The sequence below is a fragment of the Hydrotalea sp. GW822-HT8A01 genome (assembly GCF_058798575.1).
Genome location: NZ_CM179506.1, coordinates 99722 through 123647, shown reverse-complemented (window position 1 = coordinate 123647; position 23926 = coordinate 99722). Strand labels below are relative to the sequence as shown.

Sequence of the window (23926 nt, the reverse complement as noted above, 5' to 3'; positions counted from 1 at the left end):
TATGTTATTAGACAGGGGATATTCTCACAAAAAAATTACCCTTTGTTTATCTTCTGTATCCATTCTCTTTATAGTACTCAGTTATCTGGCACTTCCCTTAGGTACAACAAAAGTTATTTTGTCGCAAATTGTATTGTTTTTCTCTGCAATATTATTCTTGAATTTTACCAACATACGGCAACAAAAGAAAAACGCAGAGTTAATGGATGCCGATGGGCATCAAAATTTTATTGCTTTAACTACTAATAAAACAAATCCTATTGCTACGGTAACTGATAAATAATTTAGTTTTTCATTGCATCTTGCTGGCGTCTCACTCCCTTATTCTGTTGAATTTGTAAATACTGGGCTGCAAGATGTTGTATTCTTTATTAGATTTGCGCCACTTAATCATCATTTTATTATGACCGAAGCATTAAATCTAATTATTGAGGATATTGAATCAGGCATGAAAAAGGCCATTTTGCATTTAGAGGTAGAATTGACTAAAATCAGAGCGGGTAAAGCCAATCCGGGTATGTTAGAAGGTATTGCTGTAGATTATTACGGTAATCCTACCCCCATTCAGCAAGTGGCCAATGTAAGTGTTTTAGATGCCAGAACCATTAGCATTCAGCCTTGGGAAAAGAAAATGCTGGCAGCCATTGAAAAAGCCATTATGCAGGCCAATATTGGAATAACTCCGCAAAATGATGGTACCCAAATTCGTTTATTTTTACCACCTTTAACAGAAGAGCGCAGGAAAGAAATGGTGAAAAAAGCTGCTGCTGAAGGGGAACAAACCAAAGTAGCTATTCGCAATATTAGAAGAGAAGGTATTGAACAGGTAAAGAAATTACAAAAAGATGGTTTAAGTGAAGATGTGGTAAAAGATGCAGAAAAAGATATTCAGGAAATTACAGATAAATACACGGGCCTGGTTGAAAAACATTTAGCTGTTAAAGAAAAAGAAATAATGACGGTATAATGGGTTGGGTTTTGAATGGTTTGTGGGCAAAACATTGTAAATGAATGTATTTGCCCATTATTTTTTATAGCGGTTGGTAATAGACACACCGGTTAAAATTAACAGCATACTAATCAACTGATTCATTCCAAAAACTTCTCCTGTTAAAACACCCCAGCCTACAGCCACAAAGGGTATACCGTAAGTAACCATTGATGCAAACAGTGCCCCCGATTGTTTTAATAAAATATAAAACAGTACAGTGGCAACTGCTGTACCCATAATACCCAATAAAGCACTAAATAAAGTGGCATGTATTACCGCAGTAATAAATGTTTGTGTAAAATAGCCCGTAAAACTTAAAATTACCAAACAAGGTATCATTAATAACACAAATGCCATGCTGGCTATATGTAGTGAGCCAATACCCTGCAGGTGTTTTCGTACATAATTTACATTTAAGCCATATAAAAAAGTAGCCAATAAAATAAACAGTGCATAGCCCACATTTGTAAAACTAAAGTGCCCTTTGTTAAAAAACAGGAACAACAAACCTCCAAAACCGAGCAATACACCCAACAATTGCATGGGTTTAATTTTCTGTTGAAAAAATAAAATACCGGTAGCAATGGTAAATAAGGGGGTAAGTGCATTCAATATACCTGCCAAACTGCTGTCTAATTTTGTTTCGGCCAAACAAAACAAATAGGCCGGAAAAAAACTGCCCAAAAGCCCAGAAACCAATACCGGCCATCGTTTATCAACAGTAATACTTTTAAAAGCTTTCAGCCCAAATGGCGTTAATATAATACCCGCACTTAAAATTCTGATGGTTGCCACCTGGTAAGGGGTTAGTGCCTGCATGCCTTCCTTCATTAAAATAAAGGAACTGCCCCATATAATGGAGAGCATTACAAATAAAAACCAACTTAAAAAGGGTTTATTCACTGCTAAATTTTTGCAAACCTAAATTTTTAAAAATGAATAGTGTTATATTTAATAAAATTTCAATTATGGCAAAAATCCGTTTAGCCCATTTGGATACCCTTCCTCCCAAAAAAACACAGAAAAAGAAAATTATAGCCGAAACTGAAAAAATAATTGAGGAATTAGATGAATTGCAGAACCAGTTATATGCTCAATCTAAACATGCTGTTTTAGTGGTAATACAAGGTATGGATGCTGCCGGAAAAGATGGTGCCATTCGGCACGTATTCGGTAAACTAAATCCGCAGGGTGTACAGGTTACTTCATTCAAAGAACCCACCGCATTAGAATTATCGCACGATTTTTTGTGGCGTATTCATCAGCATACCCCTGCAAAAGGGATGATACATATTTTTAATCGCAGTCATTATGAAGATGTATTGGTTACCCGTGTCCATAAAATGATTAATAATAAACTGGCTTATAAAAGGATGGATGCCATTAATGATTTTGAACATTTACTGGAGGAACACAACAATACCCATATTCTAAAATTTTACTTACATATTTCACATGGGGAACAACTGAAAAGATTAGACGAAAGAATAAAAGACCCTAAAAAACAATGGAAGTATAACGAAAAAGATTTTGAAGAATCTAAATTGTGGGTAGAATATATGGAAGTGTATGAAGATTGTATGAATCATTGTAATAAAATACCCTGGATAATTACTCCTTCTGATGCACACTGGTACAAAGAATACATGATTGCTTCAACTTTACATCAACTTTTAAAAGATTTAAAAATGCAATACCCCGGTTTAAAAAAATGAGCCAACTAATTTGTGTGTGCAACGAATTTTACATATTTTTATTAGCAAACCAACATCTGAAATATGTCTTTTGTAAAAGAATTTCGCGAATTTGCCACGAAGGGCAATGTAATGGATTTAGCCGTGGGTGTAATTATTGGCGGTGCTTTTGGCAAAATAGTAGATTCTGTTGTAAACGATTTAATTATGCCGGTTGTGGGTATTTTGTTCAAGGCTGATTTTACTAACCTTTATCTTCCGCTATCCTCAAAAGTAACACAAGGGCTTACTTTGGTAGAAGCAAAAAAGTTGGGGCCTGTTTTTGCCTGGGGAAGTTTTGTAACAGCAGTAATTAACTTTATAATTCTGGCTTTTGTTATTTTCCTTCTGGTCAAGGGCATGAACAGGTTAAAACGTAAAAATGAAGCTGCCGCTCCGCCGCCGGGACCAACCCCTACCGAGCAATTACTCATGGAAATACGCGATGCGCTAAAAAAATAACCAGTTTTACTTCAAAATCCGGCAAATGAAGGTTTGTGGGATTTTTTTGGTGGATAACTTAAAGGGTTGTCGGCGTATTTATACCATTCCTTTTCTTTTATTTGCGGGTACTAAAAGCTGAAAATTGTGAATCAGGAAACTTACCAAATTAAAATTGAGCATTTTGAAGGTCCCTTTGATCTGTTGTTGTTTTTTATTGAACGCGATGAATTAGATATTTACAATATACCTATTACTAAAATCATCAACGATTTTCTGGTTTTTATTCATGCGCAGGAAAAATTGAATATAGAATTGAGTAGTGAATTTATACTATTTGTATCTACATTAATGCGCATTAAAGCCAGATTATTATTACCACGCAAAGAAATAGATGCACAGGGCAACGAAATAGATCCACGGCAGGAATTGGTAGATAAAATTCTGGAATACAAACGTTTTAAAGAAGCCGCAGCTCAAATGGCAGAAATGGAAGCCAATCGTTTGTTGATGGCAAAACGCGGTAATCTGCCAAAAGAAATGGCTATTATAACAGAAGAAGCAGGTGAGGGAACCGAAATACAAACTATTACACTTTTTAAATTGATGAAAACATTTGAAAAGGTAATGCTGCGTATACAGGAAAAGCAAAATAGGCCTACCCATACAGTTGTGCGTTATAACTATACCATTGAGGGTAGCCGTGATTATATGTTAGAATTTATGGCCAAAGAAAAAACAGCTTCATTTGAAAATATTTTTGAAATATGCGAAAACCGTATACATGCTATATTTCTGTTTCTCTCAATTCTTGAGTTGGTGCAGCAAAAGTTTATGAAAATGATGGTAGGCGAAGGACGTAATAATTTTATTTTAGAATGGAATGAGAATCGGGAAGATGATTTAAAATTGGCCGGCTATGAAGTAGAACGTGCCACTGAAGAAACACCTTTGCCCGAAGATTTTGACGAATAAACGATTCTAAATTTTATAAAAAAGCCTGTTTTACAAATGCGTAAAACGGGCTTTTTTAATGGGTGCAGTTGTATGTTAAAATATTGCATTCATTACAATGTCTTTTACCTGACTCAATAAAATTCTTTCCTGTTGCATCGAGTCGCGGTATCGAATGGTTACAGTATTATCTTCTTTAGTTTGATGGTCTATTGTTACACAAAATGGTGTTCCAATGGCATCTTGCCTGCGGTAGCGTTTACCAATCGCATCTTTTTCCTCATAAAAACACCTGAAATAATTTTTGCATTCATCCATTAAATCACGTGCAATTTCAGGTAAACCATCTTTTTTGGTGAGGGGTAAAACAGCTAATTTAATGGGTGCAATTTTTTCAGGAATATGCATTACCACTCTGTTGTCGGTACTACCATCTTCTTTGGTAATGGTTTCTTCTTCGTAAGCATGTGCCATAATTAATAAAAACATTCGGTCTAAACCAATAGATGTTTCAATAACATACGGTATATAATTGCCGTAGGGCTTACCGGTAGCAACATTTGTATCAGCATCAAAATACTGCATCTTTTTTTTGCTGTACAATTGGTGTTGCGTTAAATCAAAGTCGCTGCGAGAATGAATACCTTCCACTTCCTTAAATCCAAACGGAAATTCAAATTCAATATCGCAGGCTTCTTTGGCATAATGCGCCAGTTTAACATGGTCGTGATACCGGTATTTTTCTGCAGGTATACCCAGGCTAAGGTGCCATTGTAAACGTGCCTGTTTCCAGTATTTATACCATTCTCCTTCAGTACCAGGGCGAACAAAGAATTGCATTTCCATTTGTTCAAATTCCCTCATTCTGAAAATAAACTGGCGGGCAACAATTTCATTGCGGAAAGCTTTACCGGTTTGGGCAATTCCAAAAGGTATTTTCATGCGGGCAGTTTTTTGTACATTTAAAAAGTTTACAAAAATACCCTGTGCAGTTTCCGGTCGTAAATAAATGGTATCAGCCTCATCTGTAACAGAACCTAATTTCGTATCGAACATTAAATTAAACTGCCTGATATCGGTCCAGTTACAAGTGCCACTAATGGCGCAAACAATTTTATGGGATTCTATTAAATTTTTTAAACCAGCAAAATCATCTTTCGATAATAAAGCATCCATTTCCTGCAATAAAGCCTTTGCTTCTTTTACTTGCCCATTTTCTTCTAATTTGGCCGCATGTGCTTCAATCAAATGGTCTACCCTGTAACGCTTCTTACTGTCTTTATTATCAATCATGGGATCGTTGAAATTATCTACGTGCCCACTTGCTTTCCAGGTGGTTGGATGCATAAATATGGCCGCATCAATACCTACAATATTTTCGTGTAGTTGTGTCATGCTTTTCCACCAGTAGTCTCTAATATTTTTTTTCAGTTCACTGCCATAAGGGCCATAATCGTAAACGGCACTTAATCCATCATAAATTTCGCTGCTGGGAAACACAAAGCCATATTCTTTGGCATGGGCAATAATTGTCTGAAAGCTATTGTCTTGTTGCGTACTCATAATGTGCAAATATAACTGTATGCAAATGTTCTGTGATAGAAGTGAAATTTTTTTTCAACAAACAAATGTTTGTTATGCTATTGTAGTTTAGAATTATTCAGATGTCTGGTGCTGTCGCGCTTTGTCTTCTTTTCTATATTTTTCTGCAGGGCTTCGGTAAGGTTTACGCCGGTTTGGTTAGCAAGGCAAATGAGTACCCACAATACATCGGCCATTTCATCTCCTAATGCATCTTCAGTTTCGCCGGCTTTAAACGATTGTTCACCATATTTACGCACCATAATTCTGCTGAGTTCGCCTACTTCTTCCATTAAAATACCCAGATTGGTCAGTTCATTGAAATAGCGAACACCTACAGTTTTTATCCATTCATCAATTTGTTGTTGTGCGGCAGCAATTGTCATGATTAAATTGTTTTTAATAAAATGATGGTGGCAATAGATTGTGCTCTTTGTTTTATTTTTTTGGCCATATTTCCTGAAAATAATTGATCGGTAGTTTGGTTAAATAAAAGCAACCATTGGTTAAAATGCGCTTTAGTAAAGGGTGCTAATTCATGCAGGTGTTGGTGAACAGCAACGGCATTTCCTTTGTATACCGGTGTTTCAAATAAAACTGATTCCCAAAAATCTACAATCACCGGCAAATGTTTTTCCATGTTTAATTGCACTATTTCATTAAAATAATGTTGTATTACATCATCCTTCAGGGCTTTTGCATAAAATGTTTTCATCAATAACATTAAATCTGTACGGTTGCTGATATCTTTTAACATGGCACAACAATGAATGGGTTCATTATTCTCTGTTTTTAGAATCAATAAAAATGGTTACCGGTCCATCGTTCAGCAAAGCTACTTTCATATCTGCTCCAAAAATGCCCTTTTCAATTTTTTTGCCCAATGCTTGTTCTAAGTGAAGTATTAGCTGCTCAAAAATGGGATTGGCTATTTCCGGTTTGGCTGCTTTGATAAACGAAGGACGATTGCCTTTTTTGGTGGCGGCATGGAGTGTAAACTGACTAATGAGTAAAATATCGCCATCAATTTCTTTCACACTTAAATTCATCAATCCGGCTGCATCATTAAAAATACGTAATTGTACAATTTTATGACTCAGCCATTCAATGTCTTCCAGATTATCCTCATTTACTATTCCTGCAAAAACCAATAAACCCTGTTGAATAGTACCTACGATGTTGTTATTAACAGTTACAGATGCCTGACTTACTCTTTGAATAATGATACGCATAATGGTGGTTGATACTTAAGTTTTAACTTTACTGGAATATGAAGATAAATATTCAGGATGAAATAATTTTTTCTACTGCCCGCAGTGGCGGCAAAGGTGGCCAAAATGTAAATAAAGTAGAAACAATGGTAGAGGGCAGATGGCCGGTAATGCAATCTGCATTGTTTACCGAAGAACAGAAACAGCAAATTAACAGGCATTTACAACACAAAATAACCAAGGAAGGATTTTTATTAGTAAAATCGCAGCAGGCAAGAAGTCAGTTAGAGAATAAAGCATTAGTAATTCAAAAAATGAATGATTGGGTAAATGCAGCATTGGTGAAGAAAAAAGCACGTATTGCATCTACACCTACTGCAGTTTCTAAGCAAAGAAAAGCAATGGCCAAACAAAAAAGGGCTAACCTAAAATTGATGCGCAAAAAATATTTCAATAACGATACTGAATAAAGAAGTTGTGTGTAAAAAATTTTTACTGTTTGTTTTTTGTACCATGTGTGTATGGGTATTGTATGCACAAAGCCTGCAGTTGAAGTTTGTAGCTTTGGCCGGCCAACAACCTTTGGTGTTATTAGATAGTACCTACCACACCGCTTTGAATGAGCCGGTTACATTTCGGAACTTTCTTTTTTACATAAGCCATATTCAGCTGAAAGATGATAATGGCCATGAAATTCCATTGAAAAATGAATATTATTTAATTAATGCTACAGATGCGGCCTTTAAAGCAATTGACCTACCGGTTAAGCCACAACATATTGCTTCTATTACATTTACGGTTGGGGTAGATAGTATTAAAAATGTAAGTGGTATACAAACCGGTTCGTTAGATCCTATGCGGGGTATGTTCTGGACTTGGAATACCGGTTACATTTTTGCAAAATTAGAAGGTAATTCACCTGCATCAAAAGCGCCGGCGCATTATGTAACTTACCATATTGGCGGATATAAACACAATGAAAATGCTTTGCGGGTTATTCATTTCAACCTTCCACAAAAAAAATCGGTGCATCAAATTAACATAGGGGCAGATGTATTGGCATGGTTTAATAAGCCGCATCCTTTGTCTATTCAAGAACATCCTATTTGCCATTCGCCTGGTAAGTTGGCCATGCAAATAGCGGATAATTATGCGCAAATGTTTCATATCATAAATGTTGAATAATTTTTAAAACGGAAGTTTTGTAAAATGTATGAAGTGGCAAATTACCATAATGATAATTGTACTATTGGTTATAATGGCAACCGGTTTTACCATTTATAGCAGTAAGCCTACACCGTTGGTATTTAAAATACCACCCGGATGGCCGCAGCCTGTGTATAATTTTAAAGAAAACCCTTTAACCGTCCAGGGTTTTGAATTGGGTAGAAAATTATTTTATGATGGAAGATTGAGTAAGGATGGTAATTTTCCCTGTGCCGGTTGCCACCAACAGTTTGCAGCATTTGCTACTTACGATCATAATTTAAGTCATGGCTATGATAATTCACTTACTACCCGCAATGCACCTGCTTTACAAAACTTAGCCTGGCAAAAAGCATTCATGTGGGATGGGGGTATTAATCATTTAGATGCACAGCCACTGGCGCCTATTACTGCACCGAATGAAATGGCCGAAACCATTGAAAACATTATTAAAAAGCTCAATGCAGATTCCGAATACCCAACGCTTTTTAAACAGGCTTTTGGTACAAAAGAAATTAATACCAAACGTATTATGCAGGCCCTGAGCCAGTTTGAACTGATGTTGGTAAGCAGTAACAGCAAATACGATAAAGTAATGCGTGGTGAAGCTCATTTTAATTTACCCGAAAGTTTAGGCCATGCTATTTTTAAACAAAAATGTGCGAGTTGTCATAAAGAACCTTTGTTTACCGACTTTTCTTATCGCAATACCGGACTGCCGGCAGATGATGTGCTGCAGGATATGGGCCGTATGAAAATTACCGGTAATCCGGCCGATTCATTGAAGTTTAAAGTGCCCAGCCTGCGCAATGTGGCTGTTACCCAGCCTTATGGGCATGACGGACGTTTCTTTTTTCTAATTAATGTATTTGATCATTACCGAAAATCAATGATAGTAGGCCCCACTACGGATAGTTTATTACGGAACAAACTGCCTTTATCGAATTATGAAATTGGACAATTAACCGCTTTTTTATATACATTAACGGATAGTTCATTTTTAAAAGATCCGCGATTTGCTCCTCCCGGATACACCATTACACCTCCTTTTATGCATGTGCATTAAATGGAACTGTTAAACTATTTGCTAAACCTTTGTGCTTACTGTAATCGATTCGTTATTTTAGCGCCCAATAAAAAGGATTACTATTGAGCAGTATCAAAAAATTAGCCGGACAAACCATGTGGTATGGGGTAAGTTCTATTGCCGCAAGGTTTATCAACTATCTTTTAACCCCGCTATTAACCTATGGACTGGCCAAAACCAGCGATTATGGAAAAATGGGATTAATTTATGCGGCTATTCCCATTTTAAATGTGTTATTTACTTATGGTTTTGAAACGGCATATTTTCGTTTTTCTTCGAAAGATGAAAACAAAGCCATTATTTATGATACCGCAGCATTATCGATCTTCTTTTCAACCATTTTATTTTCAGTAATACTTTGGATGAATCAGTCTGTTTTAGGAAATGTAACAGGGTTAAGTGGCTTTCCGGCGATTGTTCAACTAAGTATCATTGTAATCAGTTTAGATGCATTATCTACCATTCCATTTGCCAAATTGCGTCAGGAAGAAAGGCCATTGAAATTTGCATTTGTAAAAATCAGTGGCATTGTATTGAATATTTTAATTACCTGGTTTTTTATAGTGTATTGTCCGCAACAAATGCAGCATCCTAAAGGAAGTTGGGTAGTGTTGGTATTTAATCCTGAAACCAATCCTATAGTATATGTTGTATTTGCCAATGTGGTACAATCGGCAGTAACATTGCTGTTGTTGTCAAAAGAGATTGTTAAAATACAATTTAAGTTTAATGTTCGGTTGTGGAAACAAATGATGATATATGCCATGCCGTTAGTGATTGCAGGCATGGGTGGAATGATTAATGAAACCTTTGATAGATTAATGTTGCGTTGGTGGTTACCCGGTAGTGAAACATTTAGAGAAGAACAGGTGGGTATTTACAATGCCTGCTATAAATTATCGATTTTAATCACCTTGTTTATTCAGGCTTTTAGAATGGGTGCAGAACCATTTTTTTTTAAACAGGCCGAAAGCGAAAATCCGCAAAAGGTATATGCCCGGGTAATGAAATTTTTTGTAATCATTATTTCTGTAATGTTTTTAGTGGTAGCACTGTATTTGCCGGTATGGAAACATTTTATCGGTCCTAAGTATTGGGCAGGATTAAAAGTAGTACCCATTTTATTGTTTGCCAATATGTTTTTGGGCATTTATTATAACCTCAGTATTTGGTATAAGGTTACCAATAAAACCATGGCCGGTGCCTGGATAACATTAGCCGGCGCAGCCATCACTATTCTAATTAATTACATTTTTATTCCACATTATAGTTTTATGGCCTGTGCCTGGGCAACTTTTACCTGTTACGGAAGCATGATGATTATTAGTTATGTGTGGGGACAAAAAAAATATCGGGTGCCTTATGCCTGGAAGAAATTAATGGCATATATGGTGATTGCCGTTTTATTGTTTTTTCTGCATAACAGCATAACGGCATATATTACCAAAACTTTATTCAGCTATACTTTTGCCACTGCATTATTACTTGCTTTTGTTGTTTTTGTGTTAAGAATAGAACGCAGAGAAATGCAAAAGCTGCCGGTTATTGGCAAATGGATAGCTTAAGTAAATGTATCATTTACCATCACAGAGTCAATTCTTATATCTTTGTCGCTTTAAAATAAAATCAGTGAAAGCTAAACAAGTCATTATTCTGATAGCCGCCATCATTCTGGCCGATCAGGCTTTGAAATTTTATATAAAACTGCATTATTATGCGGGTGAGGAACACAATGTAATTGGTAGTTGGTTTCGCTTGCATTTTGTTGAAAATGAGGGAATGGCTTGGGGATGGAAATTTGGTGGAGGGTTTGGAAAAATTATTTTAACTTTATTTAGATTGGTTGCAGTAGTGTGGGGTACTTTTTTATTAAGAGATTTTATCAAAAAACAATACCATACTGGTTTTATAATTTGTGCAGCATTAATTTATGCCGGTGCATTGGGTAATTTGATTGATAGTATGTTTTATGGGCTGATATTTGATAACAGCGATGTGTTTTCACAAAATGTATCAAAATTAGTGCCTTTCGGTTCAGGCTATGCTCATTTTTTACATGGAAGGGTGGTAGATATGTTATACTTTCCTTTGGTGGATACCTATTATCCTAAATGGTTTCCTGTGTGGGGTGGTGAGCGATTTGAATTTTTTGAACCCGTATTTAATATTGCCGATGCTTCTATTTCGGTAGGTGTGATTATTTTGCTGCTTTTTCAAAATAAATTTTTCAACAAGAAACAGGATGCCCAGCAAAATACTGCTGCAACCGAAGAAGTAAAACCATTCCGAAATTAAATCTAAAATGGTTACTGAAAAACAAACAGTTTATAGTACCAGTTTTCTGCTCTGGAAGGGTTTGAAGGTATCAATTAAATCCTGCAACAATTGTTTTAGTACCCGTATACCATTCATTGAAAAGAGGTAGTATCATTTTTAATTTACTTTCCATTGTGTAATGGTAGAGTTATAAGGCATTACTGTTGTGCTGCCGGGTACTTCTATGGCAATGAGCCCAACTCCTTTCGCATAATAAAAAAAAGATGTTTGTGCCGTAGCATAGTTAATGGTAGGTGGTACCAGTGCCTGTATATCTAATTGCACTTTAATAACATTGGTAAAATTATTGCCATTATAGCTGGCTGTTAAACCACTGCCTAACAGTGTAAAATGGTATTTTACTTTAATGGTTTGATTGGCTACAATAGCAGTAACAATGGGAGAATCCCAACTCGTTCCTGCCGGTACCCCTGCTTTTAAAAAGGCATATTCTACCGGTCCTGATGAGTTGTCAGGATACAACAATCCATAGGTATAATAGGTATTGCCGCTTCTTCTATACAGTGCTGTATCACCTAAGCGATCAGTAAAAACGGCATACGATTGGCCCGTATTGGTAACAGTGTCTACAATTGGCAATACATGGGTAGTGATGGTGTTATTCAACTGGCTATCATTATACGTCCAGTAACTGCCAACGGTGGTAGGAAAATAATTGCCAATAACTGAAGTATTATAAGGTATGGTAAACTGGCAAACCGAACTGCCAAAAGTAACGGTGAAATTAGCGTCTATAGGTAAAATGGGCTTACCATAGCCTTTTAACTTAATAGTTTGAGTACCGGTTGATAAAACAATAGACGAATCATAAAACCAAAAGCCGTTTACGGTATCAGTAAAAATATAATATTTACCCGGCGAAATAATATTGGCTGTAACCACAATATAATTGCTATCTGTTAACACACTATCTACCAGGTAAGTACCATTTACATATACATTTTGGCAATTACCGGCCGTATCTTGCAGAGAGCCAATAGCGGTACCACTGTATCCTTTTCCGGTTTCAAAACTATACTCTTTGGTACATGCCATAAAAATAAAGAGTACGGTTATAAATGCCAAGCTATATTTCAGTAGTGCCTTCATGCGGTAAAATTAATGGTAAAGGTTAATGTATTGATAGTATTTATACTAATAACGCTGTTTGGTTCGTAAAATTTTTATGGTGCAATAATGCATCTACATTGGTTAAAGTAATATGGCTAATTTCTTCCAATGCTTCTTTTGTAAAAAACGCCTGATGTGCTGTTACCAATACATTTGGGAAAGCCATTAAACGTTGCAATGTATCATCGGTAATGATGTTTTCTGAGAGATCACGAAAAAATATATTTTCTTCCTGTTCATATACATCAATGCCTAAATAACCCAGGTGTTGTTGTTTTAGGGCTTCAATTACAGCATCTGTATCAATTAATCCGCCACGACTGGTATTAATTAACATGGCGCCTTTTTTCATCATTTGCAAAGTTGTCATGTTAATGAGGTGATGTGTTTGTGGCGTAAGCGGGCAGTGTAGTGAAATAATATCTGACTGTTCAAACACCTGAGCCAATGGCAGGTACGTTATGCCCGTTGTGGTGAATGATGGGTTGGTTTGTATATCATAAGCCAGTACCCGACAACCCATGCCCGTCATAATGGTGCAAAAAGCAGCTCCAATATGTCCTGTTCCAATTACCCCTACTGTTTTTTCTTTCATGGTAAAGCCAAGCAATCCGTTAATCGAAAAATTTTGTTCACGTACCCTGTTATAGGCTTTATGTGTTTTTCTGTTTAAGGTAAGAATCATGGCCAATGCATGTTCTGCCACTGCTTCAGGCGAATAGGCCGGTACCCTGCATACGCGTATTTGGTGTGCTTTTGCTGCTTCTAAATCAACGTTATTAAATCCGGCACAGCGCAGTGCAATTACTTTTACGCCTTTTTGTGCCAGCACTGCTATTACTGCTGCATTTACCTTATCGTTTACAAACACACAAATGGCATCGGTGGATTCTAAAGCCTGCACAATGTGTGGACCTAAATGCGTTTCAAAAAAAGTATATTCAAAACCATAATGGGTATTTCCTTTTATGAAAAATTCTTTATCGTAAGGTTGTGTAGAGAAAAAAGTAATTTTCATTCGGCTTTGTTTTTATAGAATGGATGCAAAAATGATGCTATTTATTTTCAGTATAAAGATAACGGTAGCTATTCAGACAATGGCCAAATGTGGAAAAACGGATATATCTTTTTGATAATTTCATGCCCAATCTTAAAATAAAGTACCCTGTGTACCGGGCCTGTTGAAATGTTGGGTGGATAAATGCCATTTTTCTGCATTCAGTCCATATTTGTGGTTGTAGGTGTTAAATTGCTGTTGCACCAAGGCAGCAATGGGGCCTTCGCCCCGCATTCTAATACCCCACCGGCTGTCATTTACTTTACCGCCATGTGCCTGTTCTATTAAATGCCACACTTTATTGGCCCTGTCGGAAAAATTTTTAAATAGCCAGTCATGAAATAGCGTGGCTATTGCACCATTCAGGCGTATAAATGTATAGGCCGAAAAGCTGGCACCTGCTGCTGCTGCCCGTTCCATAATACTTTGCATTTCGTGTTCATTTAAGCCGGGTATCATTGGCCCCAGCATTACACCCGCCCGTATGCCGGCCTTGCTCAATGTTTCAATAATACGCAAACGCTGCATCGCAGTAGTAGTTCGTGGCTCCATTACGCTGCGCAGTTGTTCGTTGAGTGAGGTAATGCTTACCAATACACTCACTAAATTTTTAGCAGCCATGTTTTTTAAAATATCAATATCGCGCAGTATGGCAGCGTTTTTGGTAATAATGCCTACCGGCTGGTTAAAAGCCTGGCAAACCTGTAGCAATTGCCGGGTAAGTTTAAATTTTTGTTCAGCCGGCTGGTAACAGTCGGTATTGCCGCTGAGTGAAATGGGCTGGCATTGCCAACCGGGTTTCATTAAAAATTTGCGTAACAGTTCGGGGGCATTTTGTTTCACCAATATTTTACTTTCAAAATCAATACCTGCGCTGTAGCCCCAATATTCATGCACATTACGGGCATAGCAGTAAATACAGCCATGTTCGCAACCCTGATACGGATTCATACTGTACCACATACCCACATCGGGACTATCTACTTTGTTTACAATGCCGGTGGCTTTTGTGATAATATATTGCGTAGCGCTGCGGGTTATTTCCCAATCGTCTATGGCCTCAACATGTAATTTTTCTGTATTATTTTGTAAAAAATGGTTGGGCGTATTAATTTGAGCACCCCTGCCTTTCAGGTATTGCATAGCTGCCTCTTTTTGTGCCGGTACTGGTTGTTGGTTGGGGTTAGTGTTCATGGTGCTTTTTTGTATAGGTAAATATATAAATTTAATTTCAGGTTACTGCAGTTTTTTACGTAAATGGATAACCGTTGGTAGTAGTATCTGCTGCCTTGTATTGTTGCCGTACAAGTGTGCGACGCAACAACAGCTACATGGTAAAGCAGTAGCCGGCTACAATATTAATAATGAATGCCTTTTTTGTTATTGCTGTTTGTTTTGCCAACAGTGCCACCCGATAATAACCCCTTTTCTAAAATATGAATAACGCAGGTAACTACACCCCATATGTACTGCTCACTAAATTCGGTAATTTCAATAGAGGCGTAACGACTGTTTTCGGCCAGTAAGGTAGCATGGTTAAAGTTTAACTGCAGCCTCCGCACCAATAGCTCACCGTTCACCACGGCTGCAATTATTTTACCTGAGGCTATAGCAACGCTTCGGTCAACAATTAATACATCGCCACTATGAATGCCGGCCTCCGTCATGGCATCACCGTTCATACGGAAAAAAAAGGTAGCCGGTTTGTTCATAATCAGTTGTTCATTCAGGTCAATACCCCGTTCCATATAATCATCGGCTGCAGCGCTAAGACCATTGGCATTGGCAGTAGGTACCTGGTGTTGGGTAAAGTCTTTACTGCCCCGGTAGGCAGGTGTGTACGCTATATTATCTATCATAAAATATATTTTGCAGTTAACTAAATTATTTAGCAATTTTATGCTAAATTTGTTGGTATAAAAAAATTTGTTTTATGGATGTCGTTCATTTACCTGTAGCCCCTGTGGGCACCCTTCAACAAACGGTGTATCAGTACAGTTTGTGTGTTGTATTACCTGATTGTATTACCCAGATGCTGTTGCAGCAGCAGGCGTTTTTTACGGCGCAATATGGATATGTATGCAGTACGCCCCGTTTAACCATGGCGAGTTTTAAAGCCGATGAAGCTTTAGAAGACACATTGTTGCGTTACCTGCATCGTATTGCAGGCATACAGCAGTCGTTGCCCTTAACCTTTAACAATTACAGTGGTATGCCTGAACATAGCGTGTATGTGCGGCTGCAAGAGTATATGGCTTTTGGGCAATGGGTACAGGCATTACAGCCCATAGCCAATTATATTTTGGATAATGGCTTTCCGCAGATGCAAATTATGCAGCGTCCCAATATACCTCTTGCTGCAGCCTTGCCACCCAATGTGTATCACAAAGCCATAACCCATTATGCGCAACAGGTGTTTTATGCCACTTTTACGGCAACAGAATGGGTTTTATTAAAATACAAACCCAATTACGGCAATCAGGTACCGCTATGTAAATTTCATTTGTTATAATTTATGGTACCGGCGGTGGTACTTCGTGGCATCGCCTGTTGCGTCGCAATCACTTCATCGTTCCGGGCAATGGGCATCGGTTATTCGTTTATTTAAATATTTTGTTTGTTTTTAGTGTGGTATGAATACACAACAAGTTAATACGGTACTGCCTGCAACAGCGGCTGCCAACACCGATAAAAATACGGATACATGGTATGCTATTGTTGATTGTAATAGTTTTTATTGTAGTTGTGAGCGTTTATTTAGGCCCGATTTATGGAACCGGCCGGTAGTGGTGCTTAGCAATAATGACGGTTGTATTATTAGCCGAACCGATGAAGCTAAGCGATTGGGGATTGAAATGGCCGGTCCTTATTTTAAAGCCAAACCGTTTATTGAACAATATGGCGTAACTACTTTTTCCTCTAACTACAATTTATATGGCGATATGAGCATGCGGGTAATGGATACCCTGCGCTTTTTGGTGGGTGAACAAAATACGGAAGTGTATTCGGTAGATGAGGCTTTTTTAGCCTTATCGGGTTTTGGGGCTACGGATTATACAGCGTTGGCACTGCATATACGGCAAACCGTAGAGCGGTGGACGGGTATTTCAGTATCGGTGGGCATTGCCCCTACTAAAGTGCTGAGTAAAATGGCCAACCATATAGCTAAAAAAAATAAACAAGCCACGCAATGCGTATATGTGTTAGATACGCCTGAAGTAATACAGCAGGCATTAGCACAAACACCGGTAGGCGATATTTGGGGCATTGGCCGCCGTTATGCCGAAAAGTTGAACAGTTTTGGTATTTATGATGCACTGCAATTAAGCCTTATGCCCGAAAATTGGGTACGCAAACAGTTGGGCGGTGTTGTGGGTGCCCGATTATTAAAAGAGCTAAATCGCGAACCGGCTATTGGGCTGGGCGATGAATTGGTTACCAAAAAAATGATTGCTACTACCCGCATGTTTGGTACGCCTGTTACTGCATTGCAGCAGGTAAAAGAGGCGGTAGCAACTTATATAGCCCGTGCTGCCGAAAAGTTGCGCCGACAAAAAAGTGTGGCATCGGTTATTACGGTATTTATGGTGTATAAAGCCGAACAGTTACCGGGTGGGCATTTTAGACATGGTCCTTCGGTAAGCGCCTCTATTGTATTGCCGAATGCTACTGCCAATACCCATGAGTTGATAAAACCCGCTCTGCAATTAGCTGCACAACTGTATCAAACCGGTAAAATATACAAAAAGGCAGGGGTGCTGTTAAGTGGTATTATACCAGCCGAAACCCCACCCGGCAATTTATTTGTACCGGCAACCGGTAATGCCAATGGTAAATTAATGGAGGTAATGGATAATATTAATGGAAGTATGCGGAATGATGTGTTGCATTTTGCGGCCGGTGGAACCGGCCGCAACTGGAAAATGCGCCAGGAACTGCGCAGCCCCCGCTATACCTCCCGCTGGAAAGAATTGCCAGAGGTACGCTAAAGCTACAACCGTCGGAACCTATGGAACATCCATTCATTTCATAGTGTAGGAGTCCCCCATACTGCTTCGTAGTTGCCCGGATAAAGGTTGGTTATTGGGTAGAAAAAACTTAAAAAAACATAAAAATAATTTTATTTCTATTAAAATTTAATTATTTTTAACATAACTAAAATCAATTTACTATGAAAGTATTGATTACCCCTCCCTCCCCGCAGCATTTGCGAAACACGCAATTAGTCAAAAATGTTACCAATAGGGCTTACAAATGGTGTAGCAATTGTTATCTTTTTATTCTTTTTATCATGGTTAGTTTTTTGTTTGGTTGCCGCAAATACGACAGTTTGCCCAATATAAAAAGCCCCAATTATGCGCAATTACAACAACAGTTTTTTAATACCGGTACTACAGCGGACATTGCCATAAAAAAATTAGCTGCCGATATTAGAAGGCAGGATAGTATGTTTCATTTTTTACCTGCGTTTGTAAGGAAAAATGGGATACCGAGATGGGACAAAGTAATATATAGCAGCAATCATTCTAACTCAGGTAATCAATTATCTACTTATGGGGTTAATGCAACAGGTAACACTGTAAAATACACGCAAAGTAATAAAACCGAGGGCAGTCAGGGTATATTTTTTATACCATTACAAGCGCAAAATACTAATACCATACAGTCATACATAGTGGCTTATAAACACAATGATAGTTTATATACTTACCGGTTGTATAATCGTGATTCACTAAATGCAATCAGACCAAAAACTTCAATTGCAAAAAATAATTTATTAAATACGCAGGCAGTTTTTGGTTATTTTGAGCAAACGGTAAATAATCGGGATGGAATTACTATTGAATCACCTGTATCGGGCAAAATAAAAAATGTGGAGATAGCATTTCATGCTACAAGGAATAACAGCGCCAATAGCACGCAATCATTGAACGGAACAATGGTGGGTGGTGGTTGTGAAATGAGCATAGAAGTTACGATTTCGTATTCATTAGAAGTTACCCTTGATGGGAATACAATATACATTACAGAAACTTACTCGGTAACTTTAACCATCATCATTGATTGTACAGGTGGTGGAAGTTGTAATTGTGCAACTCCGAAGGATAATATTATAGATGGTGTTGGTGGCACCGGAAATACCAATGGCAATTGGTGGGATTATGGCACCGGTTATCCTTATTTTCCCTGGAATCCGGGTGGAGGAATAAGTGGTGGCGGCCCCACTGAACCTGATTGGAGTTGGTGGTGGACGGGTGGGGGTGGAATGGGCTATTACTATCAAGGAGTTTATGTTTCTCCTATTTCATATCCAGGAATGGAGTTTGGTTATCCTTTCGAATGGTGGAATGACGATAATTGGATTGAGAATAACTTCTCAATGAATATTGACGGCGATTATTACGATGACTACAAAAAACTAACATATGAGGAAAGGCAATGGGTTAAGTCGCATCCTTTTCAAGCAATTGAATTTAGGAAAAATATGCAAAAAGCATTTACCGAAACAAATGCGAGATTTACCGATCCAGCAACAATACAAAACCCTAATCCAAAATTGAATACTAAGGCTGATGCATTTCGTCACGCCTATTGGTGTGCGCTAAATACGCTTTCCTGTGGTTCTACATTTGCGCAAGAATATGGGGATGCTCATGAGTCAGAAGTTCCATCACTACTGTATCAAGAAAAAGATATGGACTTATTTAACAACTCAGTTGGAATTAATACAGCAATTAGTTACTGGGATCCCAATACGATAGCAGATGTAATTTATTCTAAACTGCTTAATGGTGAATTAAAGTATCTCAAGCCTTTAGATTATACCCAATCGCCTTCGTATGATTCAGATAGAGATGGAATACCGGACTGCCCAAATTGCAGAAATGGATTTATGTCAGGTATTACACAATTAACAAAAACAAACCAGTAATGTTTATGTACTTAAATTTTTTAAAATTATTTGTGTGTATTTTTTCATTATCAGCTATTGTATCTTGCAAGAGGAACTCGAATACAATAATAATATCGGCTGTTAATATTGATAGCATATTCTTTAATATTAAGTTAGGAGATGGAAAAAATACTTTTGCAACTACATTCAAAATGGAAATTTTAACTAATTCGATAGATGACACAGTTAAAATAGGAAATCATAAAGTTTCACCCAATTTTACTGGAAATATTATTTCGTTGCATGACTATTATGAAAACAATTATAAGTTCTGCTTTAAATCCTATAAAGCCAAAAAAGGATTTTTGAAAGTTAGATACCAATATTAATAATACCTCTTACAACATCTAAGGCCTCGTTGTGTGTAGTGCTAACAATGAATCCTGAAGTTCGACGAAACTGTTGAATTATCGGTGGGTTTAATAATTATTGGAGTTGTTGATGTGTTACTGTATGGTTTTGGTTTTGAAAGAGATACATTTAATTTGATTGTTGATGATGATAATGCAGGTACCGTAGTCCTTAAATTTAGTCAATACTTTTAATATGAGAATGATTCTAATTTTAGTCATTTTTATACTCTGCATCATCGGTTGCAAAGTGAGTTCCAAGGAAACCTTTTACGAATTGGTAAATGACAATTTTTTGCAGTTGGTCGATACGGCTGCATATAGAACAGGGCGTTTAATTCAAATCCCCAACGATACATTAAATGAACTTAAGTTAGAAAATCTCTGTATAGAAATTGATACGACTTTAGGTATGCCTACTGAACTTTCCTCGTCAATTCAAAATATGTTACGCAGTGAAAAAATAACTGATTTTGAAAAACTCTTTTTGGACGGAGCAGACTTGAGTATAGATAAAATAGAGTTAACAAAGTTAAAAAAGACAGGAAGATTTAACTTATTTACTGTTGAACAAATAAACAAAAACCGTTGTAGTAAAATGGTTGGTAAGATAAGATTTTACAGACCTTTCGTTTCAAATGACAGAGCAATTATTACTTTAACAATTTCTGAATCATCAAAGGCAGGATATACTAAGGTGTATTTATTTAACAAACAAAACGGCAAGTGGAAAAATATTAAAGTTTTAGAAATTGAAAGGTGGTAAAGTACTGCCTACAAAAAAAGTATTTATGCAATTCAGGCAAACGAGAAAAATCACAGTCCATATTTTCAATCAGCAACTGCCCACCACTCCACCCACAGGAAGGGGAAGTTGTAATTGTGCAACACCCAAGGATAATATTATAGATGGTGTTGGTGGCACCGGAAATACCAATGGCAATTGGTGGGATTATGGAACAGGTTATCCTTATTTTCCCTGGAATCCGGGTGGAGGAATAAGTGGTGGCGGCCCCACTGAACCTGATTGGAGTTGGTGGTGGACGGGCGGGGGTGGTACAGGTGGAGGAGGATTCTCTTTTGAAATTATACCTGACCCAAATGTTTTAGGAAACTTTGTTGACGACCCAAATATGTTTGAAGATGACCCTACACAAGTTACTTTTGACTATGACCAAAACCCTTGGCCAACTATAAGTGATGTCCTGTCTCCTTCTCAATTTGTTGGATACGACTACAGAAACTGTTTAGACCTTACTAAAGACCAGATAGCAAAAGCAGGATTGAGAGATTTGGGTTATGGCTCAGCGTTTAAGGTATATGATGCCAATGGCGGCCCATATCCTAGTATTGCAAAATCAGGTATAAATTATATAATGACCAAACTTCAAGCTGGTAAGCCCGTTATTGTTGGAGTAGACAATAGACCTGGAACTCCAAGTTCAAAAAATGCAGATGGCAAAACTGACCACTTTATTACTATAGTTGGCACTGGTCAGGATAGTCAGGGAAAGTATTTAACATTTTATGACAATGCAACTAATTTAACAAGTAAAGGATGCAGTAGTAATAACAAATTGTATTATAACGAAAATACAGGTATTATTACCGGCTTTTCAGCTGCAAATGGTGCACCCCCAATATACTATGATTATATCGTAACTCAAATAAGAAAGAACCAATAAGATAATTTTTTGAATAGTCCTATGTGATATAGAATTCACATAGGATTATTTTCTAAACAAAACTTTTGAGTATGAAGCTGATAAATTGTTTGTTACTAATTGTAATGAGTACAAATACAAACGCTCAATTAATAAAGGATACGTTATATATAAATAAAAATTCGGATCAAGTTATTTTTATAGATACACCCCATTCTAAATTTCATGATCTTGTCTTTAAATTTTTATTATCGGATTTGAAACAAAATGTATCTGCTAAAACCAATATTGTTACTACAGAAAATTTAAGTTCAAGTTATTTAGGTGATTGGATTACGGTTAAGAAATTCAAAAAAAAATACTTTGCTTATTTTCCGTCAGAACCTTTTTACAATACATTTTTTCGTTTATCTGATAGTGTACTTTTAATAAATGACTTTAACGAAGGTTTTATTACCTATAGAATTTCTGATATAGAAGAAAAGATTAAAAAAGTGAAAGTAAAACTAATAGGAAATGAAGGTGAGCGATATTCTATTTCCATTAGACAAAAATCAAAGACACTTTTTATTGTAAAATCTTCCCTCTTTAATGTTAAAAAACTATACTTTGTCAAGAGGGATAATTATTTTGATTATCCAATTATAGTTAACTATTGCCCAACACAAAGATGTCAAGAATTTGATTTCCAATAAAACATATTAAAAGTACTGCAATTAACATAGCATCCTATGGATTTGTGGAATAATGCTATTGGACATATAGTTGGAGACGTGATGTTTCCGATTTTTACATCAAATTCAAGTCTTTCATCTGACGTATTAACAAGACTTACAAATAGAGAATTAAGATATTTGAAGCCTCTTGAGCCAACACATCCACCAGGTAGTAACGGATTAAATAATGATTTTTGGCATATAAATGGTAATCCTCAATTAGGTCGACACGGGATTACTTCTGCAACTCAACTCACACCAACAAACCAATGATTTATGAAACACTTGTTAATTTTAATAATTACTATGTCTAAATTAACTTCTTGTGGAAATCCAGAGATTAAGGTTACGATTAAAAATAAGACCAATGAATCCATTAATCAGCTAATTGTTTATGTACAAGGCAATAAGTACAAGGTCGACAAAATAGAAGCGAATAAATATTCGACAATCAGTATAAAAAAAAATAACATTACTTCAAATGCTCACGATTTTAAGATTGAATCAACAGTTATTTTAAAAGACGGGAAAGTAAATCGTGGCTTTTATTATTCTGATTTATCAGGTATTCCAAATTTAAAATATACAATTGAGGTTTATGATTCTAATTCTGTAATAAAATAGTAAAGAATAGAGTGCAGCCAAAAACGGTGTTGGGTATTTATTGTCAGCACTTCAAAGAGGAATACCTGTTATAGTGGGTGTTGATGATAAACCAGGATCCTCTAATCCAAATACTGATAATACAACAGATCATTTTGTAGTAATAATCGGTGCAGGTTCAGATTCTAAAGGTAAATATTTCACTTTTTTTGATAATGCCTCTGGAAATCCTAATCAAGGAGCTAATCCAGAAAATAAACTTTACTATAATGAATTAACTGGACTTATCAAAGGGAAATCACAAACTGATTATGCAAGTGGATTGAATGATTACATTGTTACAATGATAAGAAAAAGTAAATAATTTTAACGTAGAGTTGAATACTACAGTCAACTTCCTGTTTATTTATATTAAAATAATTATTTATGAAGTTTATCTTTATTATAATTGGTTTCTTAATTTCAGTTTATACCATGGGGCAATGTGTAAGTGATATAAAGTTAGATACTGCAATTTTTTATAAACATTTAAAAAAAAATGATACTATTTATTTTAAAGCAATTTATTATTCGTTAGGGAAAATTTCTCAAAAAAATATCTTGAAGAAATTAGAATCAAAAAAAGTTATTCATTCAAAAGATTATAAAACTGCTATTTCTTTTATTCCGTTAGGAAGCAATAATTTACTCTATTTGCCATATAAAGACAATGATTATTGTATATATAATGTGTTGTATGAAGAACAAAACAAGGGCAAAATAATTTGTATTCGTGCTGTATTGATTTCCGATTTACCATTTTTTAATAAAAAGCCTTTTTTTTTAATAGACAGGATTTGGTTTGATTAGAAAAATTTATATTATATAAATATTATATTTCATTTAAATATATATATTTTCAGAGGGATACACTAAGTTCAACATTGTTAAAA

General features: G+C 36.4%; 28 protein-coding genes and 1 pseudogene. 20 read left to right on the top strand and 9 right to left on the bottom strand.

The window, feature by feature from the left end; genetic code table 11:
• Position 1 precedes the first annotated feature (1 nt).
• Together AC3QLY_RS00545 and frr are read left to right on the top strand one after the other, a co-directional pair.
• Complete coding sequence (locus tag AC3QLY_RS00545) at positions 2-283, top strand: hypothetical protein (RefSeq protein WP_143439130.1); 282 nt, start codon at positions 2-4, stop codon at positions 281-283.
• A gap of 120 nt (positions 284-403) precedes the next feature.
• Positions 404-967 (top strand): ribosome recycling factor, encoded by a 564-nt coding sequence (frr, locus tag AC3QLY_RS00540; protein WP_074419395.1) that lies wholly within the window; start codon positions 404-406, stop codon positions 965-967.
• Positions 968-1024: 57 nt separating this feature from the next.
• Here the strand turns inward: frr and AC3QLY_RS00535 are convergent, their stop codons facing one another.
• Positions 1025-1894 (bottom strand): DMT family transporter, encoded by an 870-nt coding sequence (locus AC3QLY_RS00535; protein ID WP_081298669.1) that lies wholly within the window; start codon positions 1892-1894, stop codon positions 1025-1027.
• A 65-nt stretch (positions 1895-1959) separates the two neighbouring features.
• Between AC3QLY_RS00535 and AC3QLY_RS00530 the strand changes: the two genes are divergently transcribed.
• The 3 genes from AC3QLY_RS00530 (at position 1960) to AC3QLY_RS00520 (ending at position 4140) form a co-directional block, all read left to right on the top strand.
• Positions 1960-2706 (top strand): PPK2 family polyphosphate kinase, encoded by a 747-nt coding sequence (locus AC3QLY_RS00530; RefSeq protein WP_074419405.1) that lies wholly within the window; start codon positions 1960-1962, stop codon positions 2704-2706.
• Between the two features lie 63 nt (positions 2707-2769).
• On the top strand, positions 2770-3186 hold the full coding sequence (mscL, locus tag AC3QLY_RS00525) for a large conductance mechanosensitive channel protein MscL (RefSeq protein WP_074419396.1): 417 nt from the start codon (positions 2770-2772) through the stop codon (positions 3184-3186).
• A gap of 126 nt (positions 3187-3312) precedes the next feature.
• Positions 3313-4140 (top strand): segregation and condensation protein A, encoded by an 828-nt coding sequence (locus tag AC3QLY_RS00520; RefSeq protein WP_245634900.1) that lies wholly within the window; start codon positions 3313-3315, stop codon positions 4138-4140.
• 75 nt (positions 4141-4215) lie between these two features.
• Here AC3QLY_RS00520 and AC3QLY_RS00515 read toward each other — a convergent pair whose 3' ends face one another.
• The 4 genes from AC3QLY_RS00515 to dtd all read right to left on the bottom strand — a co-directional run bounded on the left by AC3QLY_RS00515 (position 4216) and on the right by dtd (position 6932).
• Positions 4216-5682: a glycine--tRNA ligase gene (locus AC3QLY_RS00515; RefSeq protein ID WP_074419398.1), complete on the bottom strand. Its 1467-nt coding sequence runs from the start codon at positions 5680-5682 to the stop codon at positions 4216-4218.
• A gap of 77 nt (positions 5683-5759) precedes the next feature.
• Positions 5760-6086, bottom strand: a complete 327-nt coding sequence (locus AC3QLY_RS00510; protein ID WP_074419399.1) for a nucleotide pyrophosphohydrolase — start codon at positions 6084-6086, stop codon at positions 5760-5762.
• 2 nt (positions 6087-6088) lie between these two features.
• Positions 6089-6502 carry a group III truncated hemoglobin gene (locus AC3QLY_RS00505; protein WP_218836944.1) on the bottom strand — a complete coding sequence of 138 codons (414 nt, stop codon included), beginning with the start codon at positions 6500-6502 and terminating at the stop codon, positions 6089-6091.
• Positions 6480-6932, bottom strand: coding sequence for a D-aminoacyl-tRNA deacylase (gene dtd, locus AC3QLY_RS00500; RefSeq protein ID WP_074419400.1), 453 nt, complete (start codon positions 6930-6932; stop codon positions 6480-6482). Before dtd ends, AC3QLY_RS00505 begins: the two co-directional genes overlap by 23 nt.
• 59 nt (positions 6933-6991) lie before the next feature.
• On the opposite strand from dtd, the pseudogene arfB reads away from it, so the two are divergent.
• The 5 genes and pseudogenes from arfB to AC3QLY_RS00475 form a co-directional block, all read left to right on the top strand.
• Positions 6992-7381: pseudogene (gene arfB, locus AC3QLY_RS00495) on the top strand (alternative ribosome rescue aminoacyl-tRNA hydrolase ArfB); the annotation flags it as partial.
• 43 nt (positions 7382-7424) lie between these two features.
• Entirely contained in the window at positions 7425-8096 is a 672-nt protein-coding gene (locus AC3QLY_RS00490) for an MbnP family protein (RefSeq protein ID WP_074419401.1), read from the top strand.
• Positions 8097-8124: 28 nt separating this feature from the next.
• Complete coding sequence (locus AC3QLY_RS00485) at positions 8125-9183, top strand: cytochrome c peroxidase (protein ID WP_074419402.1); 1059 nt, start codon at positions 8125-8127, stop codon at positions 9181-9183.
• 83 nt (positions 9184-9266) lie between these two features.
• A complete protein-coding gene (locus tag AC3QLY_RS00480) occupies positions 9267-10769 on the top strand; it encodes a lipopolysaccharide biosynthesis protein (RefSeq protein WP_074419812.1) in 1503 nt (500 codons plus the stop codon).
• 64 nt (positions 10770-10833) lie between these two features.
• A complete protein-coding gene (locus AC3QLY_RS00475) occupies positions 10834-11499 on the top strand; it encodes a lipoprotein signal peptidase (protein ID WP_287101708.1) in 666 nt (221 codons plus the stop codon).
• A gap of 138 nt (positions 11500-11637) precedes the next feature.
• On the opposite strand, the gene AC3QLY_RS00470 is transcribed toward AC3QLY_RS00475, so the two are convergent.
• The 4 genes from AC3QLY_RS00470 to AC3QLY_RS00455 all read right to left on the bottom strand — a co-directional run bounded on the left by AC3QLY_RS00470 (position 11638) and on the right by AC3QLY_RS00455 (position 15567).
• Entirely contained in the window at positions 11638-12630 is a 993-nt protein-coding gene (locus AC3QLY_RS00470; RefSeq protein WP_074419811.1) for a hypothetical protein, read from the bottom strand.
• A gap of 40 nt (positions 12631-12670) precedes the next feature.
• Complete coding sequence (locus AC3QLY_RS00465; protein ID WP_074419599.1) at positions 12671-13669, bottom strand: 2-hydroxyacid dehydrogenase; 999 nt, start codon at positions 13667-13669, stop codon at positions 12671-12673.
• Between the two features lie 132 nt (positions 13670-13801).
• Positions 13802-14902 (bottom strand): PA0069 family radical SAM protein, encoded by a 1101-nt coding sequence (locus AC3QLY_RS00460; RefSeq protein ID WP_074419598.1) that lies wholly within the window; start codon positions 14900-14902, stop codon positions 13802-13804.
• Positions 14903-15066: 164 nt separating this feature from the next.
• Positions 15067-15567 (bottom strand): LexA family protein, encoded by a 501-nt coding sequence (locus AC3QLY_RS00455; RefSeq protein ID WP_074419597.1) that lies wholly within the window; start codon positions 15565-15567, stop codon positions 15067-15069.
• A gap of 74 nt (positions 15568-15641) precedes the next feature.
• Between AC3QLY_RS00455 and AC3QLY_RS00450 the strand changes: the two genes are divergently transcribed.
• The 10 genes from AC3QLY_RS00450 to AC3QLY_RS00405 all read left to right on the top strand — a co-directional run bounded on the left by AC3QLY_RS00450 (position 15642) and on the right by AC3QLY_RS00405 (position 23843).
• A complete protein-coding gene (locus AC3QLY_RS00450; RefSeq protein ID WP_074419596.1) occupies positions 15642-16220 on the top strand; it encodes a hypothetical protein in 579 nt (192 codons plus the stop codon).
• A 121-nt stretch (positions 16221-16341) separates the two neighbouring features.
• Complete coding sequence (locus tag AC3QLY_RS00445; protein ID WP_492990254.1) at positions 16342-17697, top strand: Y-family DNA polymerase; 1356 nt, start codon at positions 16342-16344, stop codon at positions 17695-17697.
• Between the two features lie 182 nt (positions 17698-17879).
• Positions 17880-19640 (top strand): DUF6973 domain-containing protein, encoded by a 1761-nt coding sequence (locus AC3QLY_RS00440; RefSeq protein ID WP_492990252.1) that lies wholly within the window; start codon positions 17880-17882, stop codon positions 19638-19640.
• A 567-nt stretch (positions 19641-20207) separates the two neighbouring features.
• Entirely contained in the window at positions 20208-20777 is a 570-nt protein-coding gene (locus tag AC3QLY_RS00435; protein WP_074419553.1) for a hypothetical protein, read from the top strand.
• Between the two features lie 25 nt (positions 20778-20802).
• Entirely contained in the window at positions 20803-21696 is an 894-nt protein-coding gene (locus AC3QLY_RS00430) for a hypothetical protein (protein ID WP_492990250.1), read from the top strand.
• Positions 21697-21800: 104 nt separating this feature from the next.
• A complete protein-coding gene (locus tag AC3QLY_RS00425; protein WP_492990248.1) occupies positions 21801-22370 on the top strand; it encodes a hypothetical protein in 570 nt (189 codons plus the stop codon).
• A 36-nt stretch (positions 22371-22406) separates the two neighbouring features.
• Positions 22407-22664, top strand: a complete 258-nt coding sequence (locus AC3QLY_RS00420; protein WP_492990247.1) for a hypothetical protein — start codon at positions 22407-22409, stop codon at positions 22662-22664.
• A gap of 33 nt (positions 22665-22697) precedes the next feature.
• On the top strand, positions 22698-23015 hold the full coding sequence (locus AC3QLY_RS00415) for a hypothetical protein (RefSeq protein WP_492990245.1): 318 nt from the start codon (positions 22698-22700) through the stop codon (positions 23013-23015).
• 40 nt (positions 23016-23055) lie between these two features.
• Positions 23056-23358 (top strand): hypothetical protein, encoded by a 303-nt coding sequence (locus AC3QLY_RS00410; protein WP_492990243.1) that lies wholly within the window; start codon positions 23056-23058, stop codon positions 23356-23358.
• A gap of 62 nt (positions 23359-23420) precedes the next feature.
• Complete coding sequence (locus AC3QLY_RS00405; RefSeq protein ID WP_074419555.1) at positions 23421-23843, top strand: hypothetical protein; 423 nt, start codon at positions 23421-23423, stop codon at positions 23841-23843.
• The last annotated feature ends 83 nt before the right edge of the window (positions 23844-23926 follow it).

Coding starts and splice junctions, on each gene's coding strand:
- AC3QLY_RS00420 (WP_492990247.1), top strand. CDS start 22,407: ATGGATTTGTGGAATAATGCTATTGGACATATAGTTGGAGACGTGATG.
- AC3QLY_RS00425 (WP_492990248.1), top strand. CDS start 21,801: ATGAGTACAAATACAAACGCTCAATTAATAAAGGATACGTTATATATA.
- AC3QLY_RS00440 (WP_492990252.1), top strand. CDS start 17,880: ATGAAAGTATTGATTACCCCTCCCTCCCCGCAGCATTTGCGAAACACG.
- AC3QLY_RS00460 (WP_074419598.1), bottom strand. CDS start 14,902: ATGAACACTAACCCCAACCAACAACCAGTACCGGCACAAAAAGAGGCA.
- AC3QLY_RS00465 (WP_074419599.1), bottom strand. CDS start 13,669: ATGAAAATTACTTTTTTCTCTACACAACCTTACGATAAAGAATTTTTC.
- AC3QLY_RS00470 (WP_074419811.1), bottom strand. CDS start 12,630: ATGAAGGCACTACTGAAATATAGCTTGGCATTTATAACCGTACTCTTT.
- AC3QLY_RS00490 (WP_074419401.1), top strand. CDS start 7,425: ATGTGTGTATGGGTATTGTATGCACAAAGCCTGCAGTTGAAGTTTGTA.
- AC3QLY_RS00455 (WP_074419597.1), bottom strand. CDS start 15,567: ATGATAGATAATATAGCGTACACACCTGCCTACCGGGGCAGTAAAGAC.
- AC3QLY_RS00445 (WP_492990254.1), top strand. CDS start 16,342: ATGAATACACAACAAGTTAATACGGTACTGCCTGCAACAGCGGCTGCC.
- AC3QLY_RS00435 (WP_074419553.1), top strand. CDS start 20,208: ATGAGAATGATTCTAATTTTAGTCATTTTTATACTCTGCATCATCGGT.
- AC3QLY_RS00510 (WP_074419399.1), bottom strand. CDS start 6,086: ATGACAATTGCTGCCGCACAACAACAAATTGATGAATGGATAAAAACT.
- mscL (WP_074419396.1), top strand. CDS start 2,770: ATGTCTTTTGTAAAAGAATTTCGCGAATTTGCCACGAAGGGCAATGTA.
- dtd (WP_074419400.1), bottom strand. CDS start 6,932: ATGCGTATCATTATTCAAAGAGTAAGTCAGGCATCTGTAACTGTTAAT.
- AC3QLY_RS00485 (WP_074419402.1), top strand. CDS start 8,125: ATGAAGTGGCAAATTACCATAATGATAATTGTACTATTGGTTATAATG.
- AC3QLY_RS00530 (WP_074419405.1), top strand. CDS start 1,960: ATGGCAAAAATCCGTTTAGCCCATTTGGATACCCTTCCTCCCAAAAAA.
- AC3QLY_RS00545 (WP_143439130.1), top strand. CDS start 2: ATGTTATTAGACAGGGGATATTCTCACAAAAAAATTACCCTTTGTTTA.
- AC3QLY_RS00405 (WP_074419555.1), top strand. CDS start 23,421: ATGAAGTTTATCTTTATTATAATTGGTTTCTTAATTTCAGTTTATACC.
- AC3QLY_RS00415 (WP_492990245.1), top strand. CDS start 22,698: ATGTCTAAATTAACTTCTTGTGGAAATCCAGAGATTAAGGTTACGATT.
- AC3QLY_RS00430 (WP_492990250.1), top strand. CDS start 20,803: ATGCAATTCAGGCAAACGAGAAAAATCACAGTCCATATTTTCAATCAG.
- AC3QLY_RS00515 (WP_074419398.1), bottom strand. CDS start 5,682: ATGAGTACGCAACAAGACAATAGCTTTCAGACAATTATTGCCCATGCC.
- frr (WP_074419395.1), top strand. CDS start 404: ATGACCGAAGCATTAAATCTAATTATTGAGGATATTGAATCAGGCATG.
- AC3QLY_RS00450 (WP_074419596.1), top strand. CDS start 15,642: ATGGATGTCGTTCATTTACCTGTAGCCCCTGTGGGCACCCTTCAACAA.